This is a genomic window from Streptomyces sp. MI02-7b (genome assembly GCF_033793585.1).
GTDB lineage: Bacteria > Actinomycetota > Actinomycetes > Streptomycetales > Streptomycetaceae > Actinacidiphila.
Genome location: NZ_JARAWX010000005.1, coordinates 413795 through 428649, shown reverse-complemented (window position 1 = coordinate 428649; position 14855 = coordinate 413795). Strand labels below are relative to the sequence as shown.

Genomic DNA, 14855 nt, shown 5'->3' with positions numbered 1-14855 from the left:
CCCATCGCGGAATGATCCCTACCGCGGCCCTTCCGGCGGCGGGAGGCTGAGGCCATGCACAGCTCGCTCACCGCCCCGCCCAGAACCGGCGCCCACCCGCGCACCGGCCTGCTGCGGGAGCTGGACCACCCCTCCCAGCTCTTCCGCGACCTCGGTCCCAACTGGTACGCCTCCGTCATGGGCACCGGCATCGTCGCCGTCGCGGCGGCCGGCCTCCCGGTGCACGTGCCGGGACTGCGCATTTTCGCCACCGCCGTCTGGGCCCTGGCCGCCGCCTGGCTCGTCGTGCTCACCGCCGCCTGGTCCGTGCACTGGACGCGCCACCCCGAACGGGGCCGGGCGCACGCCGGCAACCCGGTCATGGCGCACTTCTGGGGCGCCCCCGCGATGGCGCTGATGACGGTCGGCGTCGGCACCCTGACGCTGGGCTCCGCGTGGATCGGCCAGCGTCCGGCGCTCGTCGTGGACGTGGTGCTCTGGTCGGCGGGCACCCTGCTCGGGCTGGTGACCTGGGTGTGGATCCCGTACCGCGCGATGACCGACCACCGCGTCACCGAGGACGCCGCTTTCGGCGGCTGGCTGATGCCCGTGGTGCCCCCGATGGTGTCGGCCGCCACCGGTGCCGCCCTGATCCCGCACCTCGCGCCCGGGCAGGGACGGCTCACCCTGCTGCTGGCCTGCTACGCGATGTTCGGCATGAGCCTGATCGCGAGCCTGATCATCATCACCCTGCTGTGGAGCCGCCTGGTGCACCACAAGACGGGCCCCGCCGCGATGGTGCCGACACTGTGGATCGTGCTGGGACCGCTGGGCCAGTCGGTGACCGCCGCCAACCTGCTCGGCGGGGTGGCGCCCCGGGTGCTGCCGCGCCCCTATGCCAGCGGTGCCGAGGTGTTCGGCCTCCTGTACGGCGTGCCCGTCTGGGGCTTCGCGATGATGTGGCTCTTCCTGGCGGCGGCGCTCACAGTGCGCACCGCCCGACGCGGCCTGCCCTTCTCCCTGACCTGGTGGAGCTTCACCTTTCCCGTCGGCACCTGCGTCACCGGCACCAGCGCGCTGGCGCTGCGCACGCACGCGACGGCCTTCCAGGGCGCGGCGGTCGTGCTGGGCGCGCTGCTGCTCGTCGCGTGGGTCACGGTCGCGGCGCGCACGGCGCGGGCGGCGGCGAGCGGGAGCATCTTCCTCCCGGCGCCCGCGCGGTAGGGCGTGTCGCACAGGGCCCGGCTGTCCCGCGACGCTCCACCGGCTCCGCCGGGAGGTGTCCCCGGCACGGCACTTCCCCGGCCTTCGGCCTGGGGGAGTTCCGGGGGAGTTCCGGGGGAGTCGTCGACGGGGCCCGTGCACCGCACACAGGGGGCACCTTCCCGCGGTAGCCGGGGAGCTACGGGTGGGACACGCCCTCGGGCCTGATGTTCTGGTTGAGGTGGAAGAGGTTGCCGGGGTCGTAGGCCCTCTTCACCTCCACCAGGCGGTCGTAGTTGCCGCGGTAGTTGGCCCGGATGCGGCTCTGGTCGTCGCCGGCCATGAAGTTGACGTACCCGCCCTCCTGTGAGTGCGGCGCGATCGCGTCGAAGTAGTCCCGCACCCAGGCGACGTTGGCTTCGTTGGCCGTGGCGTCGGGCCACATCCCGGCGATGACCGCGGCGAAGGACGCGTCGCGGTAGGCGAAGGCGGTGGCGTCCGGGGCCACCCGGTGGCAGGCGCCGTCGATCGGGTAGATGTGGACGGTCGAGTTGACCGCGGGCAGCCCCGGCGCGTGGGCGACGTGGGCCGCGATGGCCTCGTCGGTCAGCTCGGTGGCGAACGCGGCCTTCCAGTAGTGCTGGAGGCCGGGCGGAGTGAGCGCGTCGAAGAGGCTGTTCATCGCCGGATAGGGCATCGGCCCGACGTGCTCGGCGACCACCGGTGCCGCGTCGCGGAACGGCCTGAGGGCGCGTTCGCCCTCCCCGGGCGGTCCCGCCCAGCACGCCACGACGGCGATGAACAGGTCCCCGTGCCGGTCCTCGGGGATGAACGGCAGCGGCGGGGCGATCTGGAAGGCGGGGAAGGCGCCGAGCCGGTCGGGGGCGGCGGAGATGGCCTCTCGGTAGGCGCGCAGCACGGTGACCGCGTCGTCCGGCTCGTAGAGCATCAGCCCTCCGTAGACGTCCGTCAGCGGTGCCAGCCGGAACCGGAACGAGGTCACCACGCCGAAGTTGCCGCCTCCGCCGCGGAGGGCCCAGAACAGGTCGTCGTGCTCCTTGCCGCTCGCGACGACCAGGTCGCCGTCGGCGGTCACGACGTCCGCGGAGACGAGGTTGTCGCAGCTCAGCCCGAGCCCGCGGCTCAGGTACCCGATGCCCCCGCCGAGGGTCAGACCGCCGACCCCGGTGGTGGAGATGATGCCGCCGGTCGTGGCCAGCCCGAAGGCGTGGGTCGCCGCGTCGAAGTCCCCCCAGGTGGCGCCGCCCTCGGCGAGGGCGGTCCGGGCCGCGGGGTCCACCCGCACCGTGCGCATCGCCGACAGGTCGGCGACGACACCGCCGTCGCAGGTGCCGAAGCCGGGTACGCTGTGCCCGCCGCCGCGTACGGCCAGATCGACGCCGGTGTCCCGGGCGAAGTCCACGACGGCCCTGACGTCGCCCGTGTCGGCGCAGTGCACCACGGCCGCCGGACGCTTGTCGATCATGGCGTTGCGGACGGTGCGCGCCCGGTCGTAGGCGTCGCTGCCGGGGGTGACCACCGGGCCGCGGACGCGCTCGCGCAGCCGGTCGATCGAGGGGTTGCCCATCGCCCACGCTCCTCGTAGCGCTGAGGCCCCCCCGGCTCGCACGGCCCCCCGCCTCCGCTCCTCCCACGCTACGCCGTCAGGCCACCGCCTCAAGCGGAACGGGCGTTGGTCTAGACCTTGACAGGTATAGGTCAATCCGGTTCATTGCTCAGTGCGAAACGCAACTCCCCCCACACAAGGAGCAGTTACGGTCATGCGACGCACTCTGGCACTCCTCACAACCATCGCGGCCGCCGCCGGCATGGCGGTGGCCATCCCCTCTGGCTCCGCCTCGGCCGCCACCTGCGCGGCCCCGTGGAGCGCGTCAGCGGTCTACACGAACGGGATGACGGCGTCCCTCGGCGGCCACAACTGGCAGGCCAAGTGGTGGACCCAGGGCGAGACGCCCGGCACCACCGGCGAATGGGGCGTGTGGGCCGACCAGGGCACCTGCGGCGGCGGGGGCACCGACCCCGGCAACCCGGGCAACCCGTCGGGATTCGTGGTCGGCGAGGCCCAGTTCAACCAGATGTTCCCGGGCCGGAACTCGTTCTACACCTACAGCGGCCTGGTCGCGGCCCTGTCGGCGTACCCCGGCTTCGCGAACACCGGCAGTGACACGGTGAAGAAGCAGGAGGCCGCCGCGTTCCTCGCCAACATCGCCCACGAGACCGGTGGCCTCGTCTACATCGTCGAGCAGAACACCGCCAACTACCCGCACTACTGCGACAGCGGCCAGCCCTACGGCTGCCCCGCCGGCCAGTCCGCGTACTACGGCCGCGGGCCCATCCAGCTCAGCTGGAACTTCAACTACAAGGCCGCGGGCGACGCCCTCGGCATCGACCTGCTGCACAACCCGTGGCTGGTCGAGCAGGACGCGGCCGTCGCCTGGAAGACCGGCCTGTGGTACTGGAACACCCAGAGCGGCCCCGGCACCATGACCGGGCACAACGCGATGGTCAACCAGGCCGGCTTCGGCCAGACGATCCGCTCCATCAACGGCTCCCTGGAGTGCGACGGCCGCAACCCCGCGCAGGTCCAGAGCCGGGTGACCAACTACCAGCGCTTCACCCAGATCCTCGGGGTCGCGGCCGGCGGCAACCTCTACTGCTGACCGCCACCGCACGGGGGCGCGCGGGCGGCGGTCCCTGCGCCCACCCCGGGCCTCCGGGCCCCGGCCCGAGGTGATCAGCTCAGCAGGCCGCGGACCCGGTCCATCCGGGGCCGCGCACGGTCCGCCTCCCGCCGTTCGGCGGCGGCCCGCGCGTCCTCCGGCGACTTCCAATCCGCGTGCAGGGCCTCCCAGAAGTCCGTCCACGCCTCCGACTCGGTCATGCCGTGTCCGACCACGCCGGTGTCCCGGCACGTGACGCGATAGCCCTCACCGGTCATCTCCACCGACACCTGGCGCTCCACGTCCCACCACCGCCTTCGTGGCACCGTCCCCCTGCCAGCCTCCCCGCGTGCCCGCACCGCCCGCAACCCGGACGCCGCGGGAACCTCGGAGGCGGGACCCTCGGAAGGCGGCCACCGCGCCCCGCACGGCCTGGAGGGGCACGTTCCGGAACGGGCCCGGCGCGTGGCCCGCCGACGGGCGACCGGCGGGGCGAAGCGCGACGATGGGACCGGAGGCCCACCCCGGGAGGCACGGATGAGCGGCGAACCGAACCACATCGGCGACGGCGGGCGCGGCCGCGCCCGCGAGGACGCGCCGTGAGCGCGGCGCCCGGCGCTCCCGCCGCGCACGGCCCGTCCGACTTCGCCGACCGGACCGTCGTGGTGATCGGCGCCAGTGCGGGCATCGGGCTGGAAACCGCCCGCCAGGTACGCGCGAGGGGCGGCCGGCTGATTCTCGTGGCCCGCAACCCGGAACGGCTGGAGCGGGCCGCGCTCGAACTCCGGCCGCTCGGCACGGCGGCGTTCGACGCCACCGACACCGACCGCCTCCGGCAGTTCTTCGAGGAACTGCGCGGTCCGGTCGACCACGTGATGGTCACCGCGGGCAGCCCGGCCTACATGCCCCTGGAGGACATGGATCTCGCCGCCGCCCGCAGTCAGTTCGGCGACCGCCTGACGACGACGCTCGCGGTCGCCCTCCACGGCCGTGCGAAGGTCAGGGCCGGAGGAACGCTGCTGTTCGTCGGTGGTACCGGCGCCCGGCGCCCGGGCGTCGGCATGTCCGTCGTGGGCGCCATGACGGCGGCGCTGCCCGCCCTGGTCGCCAACCTCGCGCTGGAAATCGCGCCGGTCCGGGTGAACCTCATCGCGGCGGGATTCGTCGACACACCTCTGTCCGCCTCATTGCTCGGCGATCAACTGGAAGCCCGGCGCGAGGAGTTGCGCGCCACGCTGCCCATCCGCAGGGTCGTCGGCCCCGGCGACATCGCCTCCTTGGCGCTGCACATCATGGCCAACGACGCGCTGACGGGCGCGACCTACGACGTCGACGGCGGCCAGCAGCTTCTTCCGCACTGATCCGTGGCCGTCTCCGTGGTCGTCGCGGTGGCGGGTCAGACCAGCGGGTCAGACCAGTGGCGGGCGGCCGGACAACTGCGGGTACAGGGCCTCGGGTCCCGCGGCCAGCGCCGCCTCGACCTGCCGGCTGACGTCGTCGGCGAGCACCTCGTCCAGTCCGGCGTCGACGCCGTCGACGGCCGCACGGGCCACCGCGGCGGGATCGGCCTTCGGGCCGGACACCTGCGCGGCCATCTCCGTCGCCAGGTAACTGACATGCACGGCGGTCACCTGTGTGCCCTGTTCGGCCAGCGCCACCCGCAGGGCGTTGGTCACGGACCACTCGGCGGACTTGGCCGCCGCGTATCCGGCGCTGACCGGGATAGAGACCCAGGACAGCACGGACAGGACGTTGACGATCGCGCCGCCGCCGTTGCGCCCGAGCACCGGTGCGAAGGCCCGGCTCATGGCGAGGGTGCCGAGGACGTGCGTCTCGAACTCCTTGCGGAAGAAGTCCAGGTCCGAATCGAGCACATGGGCCCGGGTCGTCGAACCCGCGTTGTTGACCAGGAGCGTCACGTCCTGGGCGAGTTCGGCCACCGTGCGCACGGATTCCTGGTCGGTGATGTCCACGGCGACCGGGGTCGTCCCGGGCACGGTGACCTTCCCGGGATCGCGCGCCCCCGCGTAGACCTTGGCCGCTCCGGCGTCGAGGAGCGCCCGCACGAACTGTTCGCCGAGCCCGCGATTGGCTCCGGTGACCAGAGCGACAGACCCTTGGATCTTCATGGGGGTACCTCACCGACGATGGACTGCAGGGCCGTGGGCCGGCGTCACGATGACACACGAGCGTGCGGCGCCGCTCCCACGTCAAACGTATGCCGCACGGGTCACCGCCACCACTCGGACCGGACGCCCTCGGCGACGGCCGCGCCCGGCCGTGCCAACCGGCGGGGCGGACGCCCGCGTTCACGTACCCGGGCCCTCGTAAGGGAACGAATGGTGCTCGTGCGCGACGACCCACCGGCCCGCCTCCTTGCGCAGGCCGAACGTGATCCGCAGGCGTCGCGCCGGGTTTTCTGCGAGGTCCTCCGGGGTGCCGCAGCGCAGCAGGGCGTGCGCGAAGGCCACGTCCCCGCCGCTGGTGACGTCGAGGGAGACCAGGTCGAACCGGGCCCCACCGGCCTGCCAGGCGAAGAACGGGGGCCATACGCGGCGGTAGGCGCCGATGCCGCGGACGCCGTCCTCGGGCGGGGGCACGTCGAACATCACGACGTCGTCGGCGTGGTCGGCCGTCACGGTGCCGAGGTCGCCCTCGTGGACCGCGGCGGCCCATCGTTCGATCAGTTCCCGGATCCGCTGCTCGTCCCCGGTCACGGGCCGCTCCTCTCGTCGCACCGGTCCCGCGGGCCGCCTGGCCGCGATCACCCGTTCATGACCGGGCCCGGGGCGCGGACTCATCGCCACGGCGCAAGGTGGTCGACGGCGTGCGGCACCAGTAGTTACGGACGATTGATTAAGCTATTGTAAGTATTCATGGACGAGACAACGCCGGCGGCGGACGATCCCACCGAGGTCGGAGCGGCACTCCGGCTGGCCGTGGGCCGGATCGCGCGCCGATTGCGGCAGGCACACGCCGTGGGGGACGTGACGCTCTCCGAGGTGTCCGTGCTGGCCCGGCTGGACCGCGAGGGGCCGGATTCCCCCGGGTCGCTCGCCGAACTGGAGCGGGTGCGCCCGCAGGCCATGGCGACGACCCTGGCGGGGCTGGAGGAACGGGGTTTGGTCAGCCGCCGCCCCGACGCCGCCGACGGCCGCCGCGCGGTGGTGACGGTGACGGAGGCGGGCCGCAAGGTGCTCGCCGACCGCCGTTCGGAGTCCGTGCAGCGACTGGGCGCGGTCATCGAGGGGGAGTTCACCGCCGACGAACGGCGGCAGCTGCTCGCGGTGCTGCCGCTGCTGGACCGGCTCGCGGAGCGGCTGTGAGCGGCATACCGGCGGGCACGGCGGCCCGCCCCGAAGGCACCGGCGGGCCGGACGGCAACGGCCGCTACAAGTGGGTCGCGCTCTCCAACACCACGCTGGGCGTCCTGATCGCGACCATCGACGGCTCGATCGTGATCATCTCGCTGCCGGCGATCTTCCGCGGGATCGGCCTCGACCCCCTGGCGCCCGGCAACATCGGCTACCTGCTCTGGATGATCCTGGGCTACCTGCTGGTCTCCGCGGTCCTGGTGGTCGCGCTCGGCCGGCTCGGCGACATGTTCGGCCGCGTCCGCATGTACAACATGGGCTTCGCGATCTTCGCCTGCGCCTCGCTCGCGCTGTCCCTCGACCCGTTCAAGGGCGGCTCGGGCGCGCTCTGGCTGATCGGCTTCCGTGTCGTGCAGGCTGTCGGCGGCTCGATGCTCACGGCCAACTCCGCGGCCATCCTCACCGACGCGTTCCCCTCCGGACAACGCGGCATGGCGCTCGGCATCAACCAGATCACGGCCCTGGCGGGTCAGTTCCTCGGGCTGCTCGCGGGCGGGCTGCTGGCCACGATCCACTGGCGCGCGGTGTTCTGGATCAGCGTCCCGATCGGCATCGTGGGCACCATCTGGTCGTACCGCAGCCTCCGGGAGACCGGCGTCCGAAAACCGGGCCGGATCGACTGGATCGGCAACGTCACCTTCACCGCCGGGGCCGGCGGACTGCTCGCCGCGATCACGTACGGCATCCAGCCCTACGGCGGCCACCCCACCGGCTGGACCAACCCGTGGGTGCTCGGCGGACTGGCCACCGGTGTCGCGCTGCTGGTGGTGTTCTGCGTCGCCGAGACCCGGATCGCCGAGCCGATGTTCCGCCTCGGCCTGTTCCGCATCCGCGCCTTCGCCGCCGGCAACCTGGCCGCGCTGCTGATCTCCATCGCCCGCGGAGGCCTGCAGTTCATGCTGATCATCTGGCTGCAGGGCATCTGGCTGCCGCTGCACGGCTACGCCTTCGAGGACACCCCGCTGTGGGCGGGCATCTTCATGCTGCCGCTCACCGTCGGGTTCCTCCTGGCGGGCCCCGCCTCCGGCTACCTGTCCGACCGCTTCGGCGCGCGGCTGTTCTCCACGACCGGACTGATGCTGGTGGCCGCCGGCTTCGTCGGACTGCTCATGCTGCCGGTGAACTTCCCCTATCCCGCCTTCGCGGGCCTGCTGCTGCTCAGCGGCATCGGGCAGGGCATGTTCTCGGCGCCCAACACCTCGGCGATCATGGGCAGCGTCGCACCGGACCAGCGCGGTGTGGCCTCCGGCATGCGGTCGACGTTCCAGAACTCGGGCACGGCCCTGTCCATCGGGCTGTCCTTCTCGCTGATGATCTCCGGCCTGGCCGGCTCGCTGCCCGGTGCGCTGGAGAGCGGTCTGCGCGGCCAGGGCGTGCCCGCGGACATCGCGAGCCAGGTGGCCGGGCTGCCTCCGGTCAGCACGCTGTTCGCGACCTTCCTCGGCAACAACCCCATCAGCCACCTGCTCGGGCCCAGCGGCGTCCTGCACTCCCTCCCCGGGCACAACGTCGACGTCCTGACCGGAACGGGCTTCTTCCCCGCACTGGTCTCCGGGCCCTTCCACCACGGACTCGTCACGGTCTTCACCGCCGCCACGGCCATGTCCCTGATCGCCGCGGTCGCCTCGGTGCTCCGCGGCCGGCACCACAAGAGCGGACCGGGCACACCGGCCGGCGTGAACGAAGGACAGGAAACAGAAGAATGGCGCACAGCGCACTCCTCGTGATGGACGTCCAGCAGGGCATCCTCGACCGCTTCGCCCCCGACGCGGACTACCTGCCGCGCCTGCGCGGGGCCATCGACGCGGCTCACGCCTCCGGCATCCCGGTGCTCTACGTCGTCATCGGCTTCCGTGACGGACACCCCGAGGTCAGCCCCCGCAACAAGACCTTCAGCGCCCTCGCAGGCACCGGCGCCTTCGCCGAGAGCGACCCCGGCGCGCGCGTCCACCCCGGCGTCGCCCCCGAACCCGGCGACCTGGTCGTCACCAAGAAGCGCGTCAGCGCCTTCGCCGGCAGCGACCTCGAGATGGTCCTGCGCGCCCGCGGCATCGACAGCCTCGTGCTGGCCGGCATCGCCACCAGCGGTGTCGTCCTGTCCACCCTCCGCCAGGCCGCCGACCTGGACTTCGGGCTCACGGTCCTGGCCGACGCCTGCCTCGACGCCGACCCGGAGGTGCACCGCGTACTCACGGAGAAGGTCTTCCCCCGCCAGGCGGCCGTCGTCTCCGTCGACGAATGGGTGCTGGCCGTCAAGAACTGACCGCCCTCCCGCCCGCTGCCCCCCGACCGTGACGGGCGCGGAGCAGCGGCACGGCGGTACCGGCCCGGGTCAGAACGTGATGACCGTCGCGCCTTCGAGGGTGAAGCGCACGAACTCGTCCCGGGCGACCCGAAGGCGGAGCCCGCGCGCGGTGAGTTCGTCCTCGGCTCCTTCGGCACGGGCGGAGTTGACGCAGGCTCCGACGACGACACCGTCCGCGATCAGCTCGTCGATCCGCCGGTTGAAGGCCGCGACGGACTCCGGGCCGCCCCGGCCGCTGAGCCGGCGCTGGGCCGGCCCGAAGCAGAACACCTCGACGGTGGTCCCGTGGTCGGGGGCGATCTCCTGGATGCGCTGTGCCATCCGCGTCCCGGTCGCGAGCGAGTCGTCATCGTCGTGAAACACATGAACGACCGTCCTGGGCATCGCGTGCTCTCCCGTTCTCCCCATGCTGTCCCCGCGGCCCGGACGGTAGCAGGCTTCTCAGCAAGTGAGACTCATCGTCTCGTCATTCAGGATGCGGGGACCTCGCCGTCCGGTACCCGTACCAGGTGGACGGCGGTGCTCGCCCAGTCGGCCGGGGGAAGGTCGAGGGTGAGCCCGTAGCCCGTGAGGACCGTGGTGTGGTGGACGGCGCCGGTACGGGCGTCGCGGTAGCGGGCGCCGGGGGTGAGACCGGCGAGGCGGACGGGGCGCCGCGGGGCGCCGTGGGGGAGGGGCGGGCGCCAGGCCAGCAGCAGGGTCTCCTCGGCGTCCGGGGAGACGTACTGGACGACGGTGGGACCGTCGTCGCCCGGACCGGCCGGGCGGTGCAGAACGCCGTGCTGGACGAGGTGGCGGACCGTCTTGTACTCCGCCACCAGCTCCGCGGCCTCGGCCAGTTCCTCCTCCGGCCAGCGGCTCAGGTCGCCGCCGATGCCGAGCAGGCCCGCCATCGCCACGTGGAAGCGGAAGCGCAGGGGCACCGTGCGGCCGGTGAGCTGGTTCGGGACGTCGGTGACCCAGGCGGCCATGGTGCGGGCGGGGTAGATCTGGGTGTGGCCGTGCTGGATGCGGGTGCGGTCGGCGGCGTCGGTGTTGTCGGAGGTCCACGCCTGGTCGGTGCGGGCGAGGATGCCGAGGTCGACACGGCCGCCGCCGCCGCTGCACGCCTCGATCCGCAGGTCCGGGTGGTCGGCGCGGAGCCGGTCGAGGACGCCGTAGAGGTGGTGCACGTACCCGGTCGCCACGCGGTCGGCGCCTCCGGTGCGCTCGGGCCATCCCGCCTCGCTGAAGGCGCGGTTCATGTCCCACTTGAGGAAGTCGATGCCGTGGTCGGCGACCAGGCGGGTCAGCCAGCCGTACGCCCAGTCGGCGACGTCACGGCGGGCGAAGTTCAGCACGAGCTGATTGCGCAGCTCGGTGCGGGTGCGGCCGGGGACGTGCAGCACCCAGTCGGGGTGCTCGCGGTACAGGTCGCTGTCGGCGTTGACCATCTCGGGTTCCACCCAGAGGCCGAACTTCATGCCGAGCCGGTGCACTTCGCGGACCAGCGGGCCGAGCCCGTCCGGGAAGCGGTCCGGTGAGGGCGTCCAGTCACCGAGGCCCGCGCGGTCGTGGCGGCGGCCGCCGAACCAGCCGTCGTCGACCACGTAGAGCTCGACGCCCAGCGCCGCGGCGCGCGCGGCGAGCGCCGCCTGCGCGGCCGGTTCGACGTCGAAGCCGGTCGCCTCCCAGGAGTTGTAGAGCACGGGGGCCGTCTCGCGCGGCCGGGGCAGGACGTGCGCCAGGGTGTACGCGTGCCAGGCGCGGCCGGCCGCGCCGAATCCGCCGTCGCTGAACAGCCCGGCCATCACGGGCGTGGTGAACTCCTCGCCGGGGGCGAGCGGCAGGCTCGCGCCGTCGTGGCCCGCGCCGCCGGTGAAGCCCGCCCGGCCGTCGGGGGTGCGCTGCGCGGTGATGCGCCAACTGCCGCTCCACGCGAGGGCGGCGCTCCACACCCGGCCCTGCTCCTCCGTGGCGTCGCCCGCGTCGAGCATCACCCACGGGTTCGCATGGTGGCTGGTGACGCCGCGGCGGCTGCCGAGGACGGTCTCCCCGGCCGGGAGCGGCTCCCGGTGCAGTGTGTTTTCCGCGGACCACTGCCCGGTGACGTGGCTGAGCCGGTAGCCGGGCAGCGCGGGCAGGGTCCAGGCGGCGGAGTCGGCACGCGGCAGGGTGAGCTCCTGGTCCCCGGCGTTGCGCAGCACGGTCCAGCGCTCGACGACGTCGCTGTCCTCGTGGACCCGGTAGTGCAGTGTCACGTCCAGCGGGTAGCCGCGGTCGCGGTAGTCGAGCGCCAACTCGGCGGTGCCCGGGGTGGATTCGTCCAGCCGGTGGCCGGCCGGCTGCCACTCGAAGGCGCGCGAGCCGTCCGCGAAGCGGACCTGGAGGGACGGCACCCCGTAGCGGGCGCCGCCGTCGACGGGCAGTTCCTCGCCCACCGCCGGCCGCCCCTCGAAGCTGCTCGCCGGCGGAGCGAGGGGAACGGCCAGCTCCGCCGCCTCCGCGAGAGTCAGCCGCGGCCCCCAGGCGACGTGACAGGGGGCCCCGGTCTCGTCGGTCCGCAGCGCGTACGACGTGCGCGCGGTGGAGAGCAGCCAGACCCCGGTGTGCGGGGCGAAGGAGATCAGGGCCATGGGTCCTCACGATCGGTCGACGCCACGAGGCAGATGGCGAAAGCCAACCGTGACCTTTGATCAAATGTCAACACCGGCCCTGCACAACCCTTTACAAGCCCCGGTCAGCCCAAAACCGCAACTTCCGACCATCCTTGTTTCTTTCATTGACAGCAGAAAAGAATAGACCTAGGTTCCCGGCCATGCGCTCGACCCCACCCGGCGAGGCGATACCGGCCCACACGCCGGCCGCCTCGCAGATCTTCACCATCGTGCTCTCCCACGGCCCGCTCACCCGGGCCGACATCGCCCGGCGCGCCGGGCTGTCCGCCGCCGCGGTCACCAAGGCGGTCCGGCCCCTCATCGAGGCCGGCTACCTGGTGGACGAGGCGGACGGGGCGGCCCGCCCCGCCCTCGGGCGGCCCGCCAACCATGTCCGCGTGGACGCCGGCCGCGCGTTGTTCATCGGCCTCAAGGTGACCGGGGACGAGGTCATCGGCGTCCTCACCGACCTGTGCTGCCGGATCAGGGTCGCCCGGCACGTGCCGCTGACGAGCCGTGAGCCGGGTCCGGTGCTGGCCGTCATCGGCGACCTGGTGCAGGAACTGCGCACCGAGGCGGACGGCTTCGGCGTCCAGGTCCGCGGACTGGGCCTGGCCGTCTCGGGCGACGTGGACCGGGCCGCGGGGGTCGTGCGCTGGTCGCCGTTCCTGGAGTGGCGCGACGTCGCCCTCGCCGAGATCGTGGCGATGACGACCGGTCTGCCGGTCACCGTCGAGAACGACGTACGGGCCCTCACCGTCGCCGAGCAGTGGTTCGGGGCCGGCGTCGGGCTGGGCGGCTTCGCCGTCATCACGGTGGGCGCGGGCATCGGTTGCGGCCTGGTCGTCCACGGCAACGTGGTCTCCGGGGCCTACGGTGTGGCCGGCGAGATCGGCCACCTGCCCATCGACCCCGCGGGCCCGGTCTGCCACTGCGGCAACCGCGGCTGCGTGGAGGCCATCGCCGCCGACCCCGCCATCGTCCGGGACGTCCGGGCGGCGACCGGCGTCGCGGTGGCCGACGCCGCGGAGGCCCTGGAACTCGCCCACCGGGGCGACCCGGGGGCTCGCGCGGTGTACGCGCGGGCCGGCGAGGCGATCGGCCGGGCCATCGGCGCCGTGGCCAACCTGCTGGGCCCGGAACGCGTGATCATCTCCGGCGAGGGGCTGGCGGCCTACGACCTGTTCGCCGACCAGATCCGCGACGCCTTCACCGCATCCGCCTTCGGCACGGCCGCGCAGTGCGATCTGCAGACCCGACCGCTGCCCTTCGACGAGTGGGCGCGCGGGGCCGCGGCCACCGCGATCCAGTCCTTCATCACATCAGACACGTCAAAGGAGTAGCGATGACGCTGCAGAGCCGCACTTCCCCGTTCGCCGCCGCCCGGCCCGGCCGCCGCCGCGTGGTCGGCAGCATGCTCGGCCTCGGTGCCGCCGCCCTGGCCGCGCCGCTGCTCACCGCCTGCGGCGGGGGAGCGGGTGCCGACCCCAAGACGGTGACCTTCGGGTCCAACGGCGCCGACGCCACGCCCAAGTCCGCCTACGCGGCGGTCACCAAGGCCTTCACCAAGGACAGCGGTCTGACGGTGAAGACGAACACCGTGGACCACGACAGCTTCCAGAAGAGCATCTCCACCTACCTGCAGGGCACCCCGGACGACGTCTTCACCTGGTTCGCCGGCTACCGCATGCAGTACTTCGCCAAGAAGGGCCTGGCCACGCCGCTGGACGACGTGTGGGACACGATAGGCGCCGGCTTCAGCGACGCGACCAAGCAGCTGTCGCGCGGCGAGGACGGCAAGTACTACTTCGTGCCGCTGTACAACTACCCGTGGGCCGTCTTCTACCGCAAGAGCCTGTTCCAGGAGCGCGGTTACACCGCCCCCCGCACCTGGTCGGAGTTCACCGCGCTGGCCAAGCGCATGAAGAAGGACGGACTGTCGCCCATCGCCTCCGGCTACGGCGGCGGCGACGCCTGGAGCATCCTGGGTGCCTTCGACTACCTCGACCTGCGCGCCAACGGCTACGACTTCCACATGCAGCTGATGCGCGGCGAGGTGGCGTGGACCGACCGCCGTGCCGTCGCCGTCTTCGACCTGTGGCGTGAGATCGCCCCGTACTACCAGCAGGGCGCGGCGGGCCGCTCCTGGCAGGACGCCGCGCAGTCGCTGCTGGACAAGAAGTCCGGCATGGCGATCATCGGGCTCTTCGTCGGGCAGCAGATCACCGACGAGAAGCTCCGCGACGACATCGACTTCTTCCCGTTCCCCGAGATCGACCCGGCGCAGGGCCAGGACGCCGTCGAGGCGCCCACCGACGGCTTCATGCTCAGCCGCCGGCCCAAGAACGAGGCCGGTGCCAAGAAGCTGCTGGAGTTCCTCGGCAGCGCCGCCGCGGAGAACCTCTACATGGGCGTCGACCCGAGCAACGTGGCCGTCCACGCGAAGGCGGACACCAGCTCCTACAACCCCCTGCAGAAGAAGTCCGCCGAACTGATCGGCTCCGCAAAGCACATCACGCAGTTCGCGGACCGCGACAGCGACCCCGGCTTCATCTCCACGGTCGTGCTGCCCGGGCTCACCCAGTGGCTGGGTCACCCCGACGACGCGTCGTCCCTGCTGAAGCAGATCGAGTCGCAGCGGTCCCGCTTCTTCACCGCCTGACCCGGACCGGGAAGG

The 14855-nt window shown here is 72.5% G+C and carries 14 protein-coding genes; 8 read left to right on the top strand and 6 right to left on the bottom strand.

Annotated elements, in window-relative coordinates:
* Positions 1 to 54 precede the first annotated feature (54 nt).
* Complete coding sequence (locus PV364_RS11010) at positions 55 to 1203, top strand: TDT family transporter (protein ID WP_319659618.1); 1149 nt, start codon at positions 55 to 57, stop codon at positions 1201 to 1203.
* A gap of 178 nt (positions 1204 to 1381) precedes the next feature.
* On the opposite strand, the gene PV364_RS11005 is transcribed toward PV364_RS11010, so the two are convergent.
* Positions 1382 to 2770: an FAD-binding oxidoreductase gene (locus PV364_RS11005; protein ID WP_319659617.1), complete on the bottom strand. Its 1389-nt coding sequence runs from the start codon at positions 2768 to 2770 to the stop codon at positions 1382 to 1384.
* A 241-nt stretch (positions 2771 to 3011) separates the two neighbouring features.
* Here PV364_RS11005 and PV364_RS11000 point away from each other — a divergent pair, with 241 nt between their 5' ends.
* Positions 3012 to 3863 (top strand): glycoside hydrolase family 19 protein, encoded by an 852-nt coding sequence (locus PV364_RS11000; RefSeq protein ID WP_415924541.1) that lies wholly within the window; start codon positions 3012 to 3014, stop codon positions 3861 to 3863.
* 74 nt (positions 3864 to 3937) lie between these two features.
* On the opposite strand, the gene PV364_RS10995 is transcribed toward PV364_RS11000, so the two are convergent.
* A complete protein-coding gene (locus tag PV364_RS10995; RefSeq protein ID WP_319659615.1) occupies positions 3938 to 4165 on the bottom strand; it encodes a hypothetical protein in 228 nt (75 codons plus the stop codon).
* Between the two features lie 297 nt (positions 4166 to 4462).
* Here PV364_RS10995 and PV364_RS10990 point away from each other — a divergent pair, with 297 nt between their 5' ends.
* Complete coding sequence (locus tag PV364_RS10990; protein ID WP_319659614.1) at positions 4463 to 5224, top strand: SDR family oxidoreductase; 762 nt, start codon at positions 4463 to 4465, stop codon at positions 5222 to 5224.
* Between the two features lie 48 nt (positions 5225 to 5272).
* Here the strand turns inward: PV364_RS10990 and PV364_RS10985 are convergent, their stop codons facing one another.
* Positions 5273 to 5992: an SDR family oxidoreductase gene (locus tag PV364_RS10985; protein ID WP_319659613.1), complete on the bottom strand. Its 720-nt coding sequence runs from the start codon at positions 5990 to 5992 to the stop codon at positions 5273 to 5275.
* 180 nt (positions 5993 to 6172) lie between these two features.
* Positions 6173 to 6580 carry an SgcJ/EcaC family oxidoreductase gene (locus tag PV364_RS10980; protein WP_319659612.1) on the bottom strand — a complete coding sequence of 136 codons (408 nt, stop codon included), beginning with the start codon at positions 6578 to 6580 and terminating at the stop codon, positions 6173 to 6175.
* Positions 6581 to 6739: 159 nt separating this feature from the next.
* On the opposite strand from PV364_RS10980, the gene PV364_RS10975 reads away from it, so the two are divergent.
* Genes PV364_RS10975 through PV364_RS10965 form a run of 3 tightly spaced genes read left to right on the top strand, consistent with a single transcriptional unit; the run spans position 6740 to position 9500 of the window.
* Positions 6740 to 7189 (top strand): MarR family winged helix-turn-helix transcriptional regulator, encoded by a 450-nt coding sequence (locus PV364_RS10975; protein ID WP_319659611.1) that lies wholly within the window; start codon positions 6740 to 6742, stop codon positions 7187 to 7189.
* 5 nt (positions 7190 to 7194) lie between these two features.
* Complete coding sequence (locus PV364_RS10970; RefSeq protein ID WP_319659671.1) at positions 7195 to 8964, top strand: MFS transporter; 1770 nt, start codon at positions 7195 to 7197, stop codon at positions 8962 to 8964.
* Positions 8940 to 9500, top strand: a complete 561-nt coding sequence (locus PV364_RS10965) for an isochorismatase family cysteine hydrolase (protein WP_319659610.1) — start codon at positions 8940 to 8942, stop codon at positions 9498 to 9500. The genes PV364_RS10970 and PV364_RS10965 overlap by 25 nt, the downstream gene beginning before the upstream one ends.
* A gap of 69 nt (positions 9501 to 9569) precedes the next feature.
* On the opposite strand, the gene PV364_RS10960 is transcribed toward PV364_RS10965, so the two are convergent.
* Complete coding sequence (locus tag PV364_RS10960) at positions 9570 to 9905, bottom strand: DsrE family protein (protein ID WP_319659609.1); 336 nt, start codon at positions 9903 to 9905, stop codon at positions 9570 to 9572.
* 107 nt (positions 9906 to 10012) lie between these two features.
* Entirely contained in the window at positions 10013 to 12157 is a 2145-nt protein-coding gene (locus PV364_RS10955; RefSeq protein WP_319659608.1) for an alpha-galactosidase, read from the bottom strand.
* Positions 12158 to 12339: 182 nt separating this feature from the next.
* On the opposite strand from PV364_RS10955, the gene PV364_RS10950 reads away from it, so the two are divergent.
* Complete coding sequence (locus PV364_RS10950) at positions 12340 to 13521, top strand: ROK family transcriptional regulator (protein ID WP_319659607.1); 1182 nt, start codon at positions 12340 to 12342, stop codon at positions 13519 to 13521.
* Between the two features lie 2 nt (positions 13522 to 13523).
* Positions 13524 to 14840, top strand: coding sequence for an ABC transporter substrate-binding protein (locus tag PV364_RS10945; protein WP_319659606.1), 1317 nt, complete (start codon positions 13524 to 13526; stop codon positions 14838 to 14840).
* Positions 14841 to 14855 lie beyond the last annotated feature (15 nt).

Excerpts from the sequence above, each read along its gene's own strand:
- PV364_RS10965 (WP_319659610.1), top strand. The coding sequence starts at position 8,940 with ATGGCGCACAGCGCACTCCTCGTGATGGACGTCCAGCAGGGCATCCTC.
- PV364_RS11000 (WP_415924541.1), top strand. The coding sequence starts at position 3,012 with ATGGCGGTGGCCATCCCCTCTGGCTCCGCCTCGGCCGCCACCTGCGCG.
- PV364_RS10950 (WP_319659607.1), top strand. The coding sequence starts at position 12,340 with ATGCGCTCGACCCCACCCGGCGAGGCGATACCGGCCCACACGCCGGCC.
- PV364_RS10975 (WP_319659611.1), top strand. The coding sequence starts at position 6,740 with ATGGACGAGACAACGCCGGCGGCGGACGATCCCACCGAGGTCGGAGCG.
- PV364_RS10985 (WP_319659613.1), bottom strand. The coding sequence starts at position 5,992 with ATGAAGATCCAAGGGTCTGTCGCTCTGGTCACCGGAGCCAATCGCGGG.
- PV364_RS11010 (WP_319659618.1), top strand. The coding sequence starts at position 55 with ATGCACAGCTCGCTCACCGCCCCGCCCAGAACCGGCGCCCACCCGCGC.
- PV364_RS11005 (WP_319659617.1), bottom strand. The coding sequence starts at position 2,770 with ATGGGCAACCCCTCGATCGACCGGCTGCGCGAGCGCGTCCGCGGCCCG.
- PV364_RS10945 (WP_319659606.1), top strand. The coding sequence starts at position 13,524 with ATGACGCTGCAGAGCCGCACTTCCCCGTTCGCCGCCGCCCGGCCCGGC.
- PV364_RS10955 (WP_319659608.1), bottom strand. The coding sequence starts at position 12,157 with ATGGCCCTGATCTCCTTCGCCCCGCACACCGGGGTCTGGCTGCTCTCC.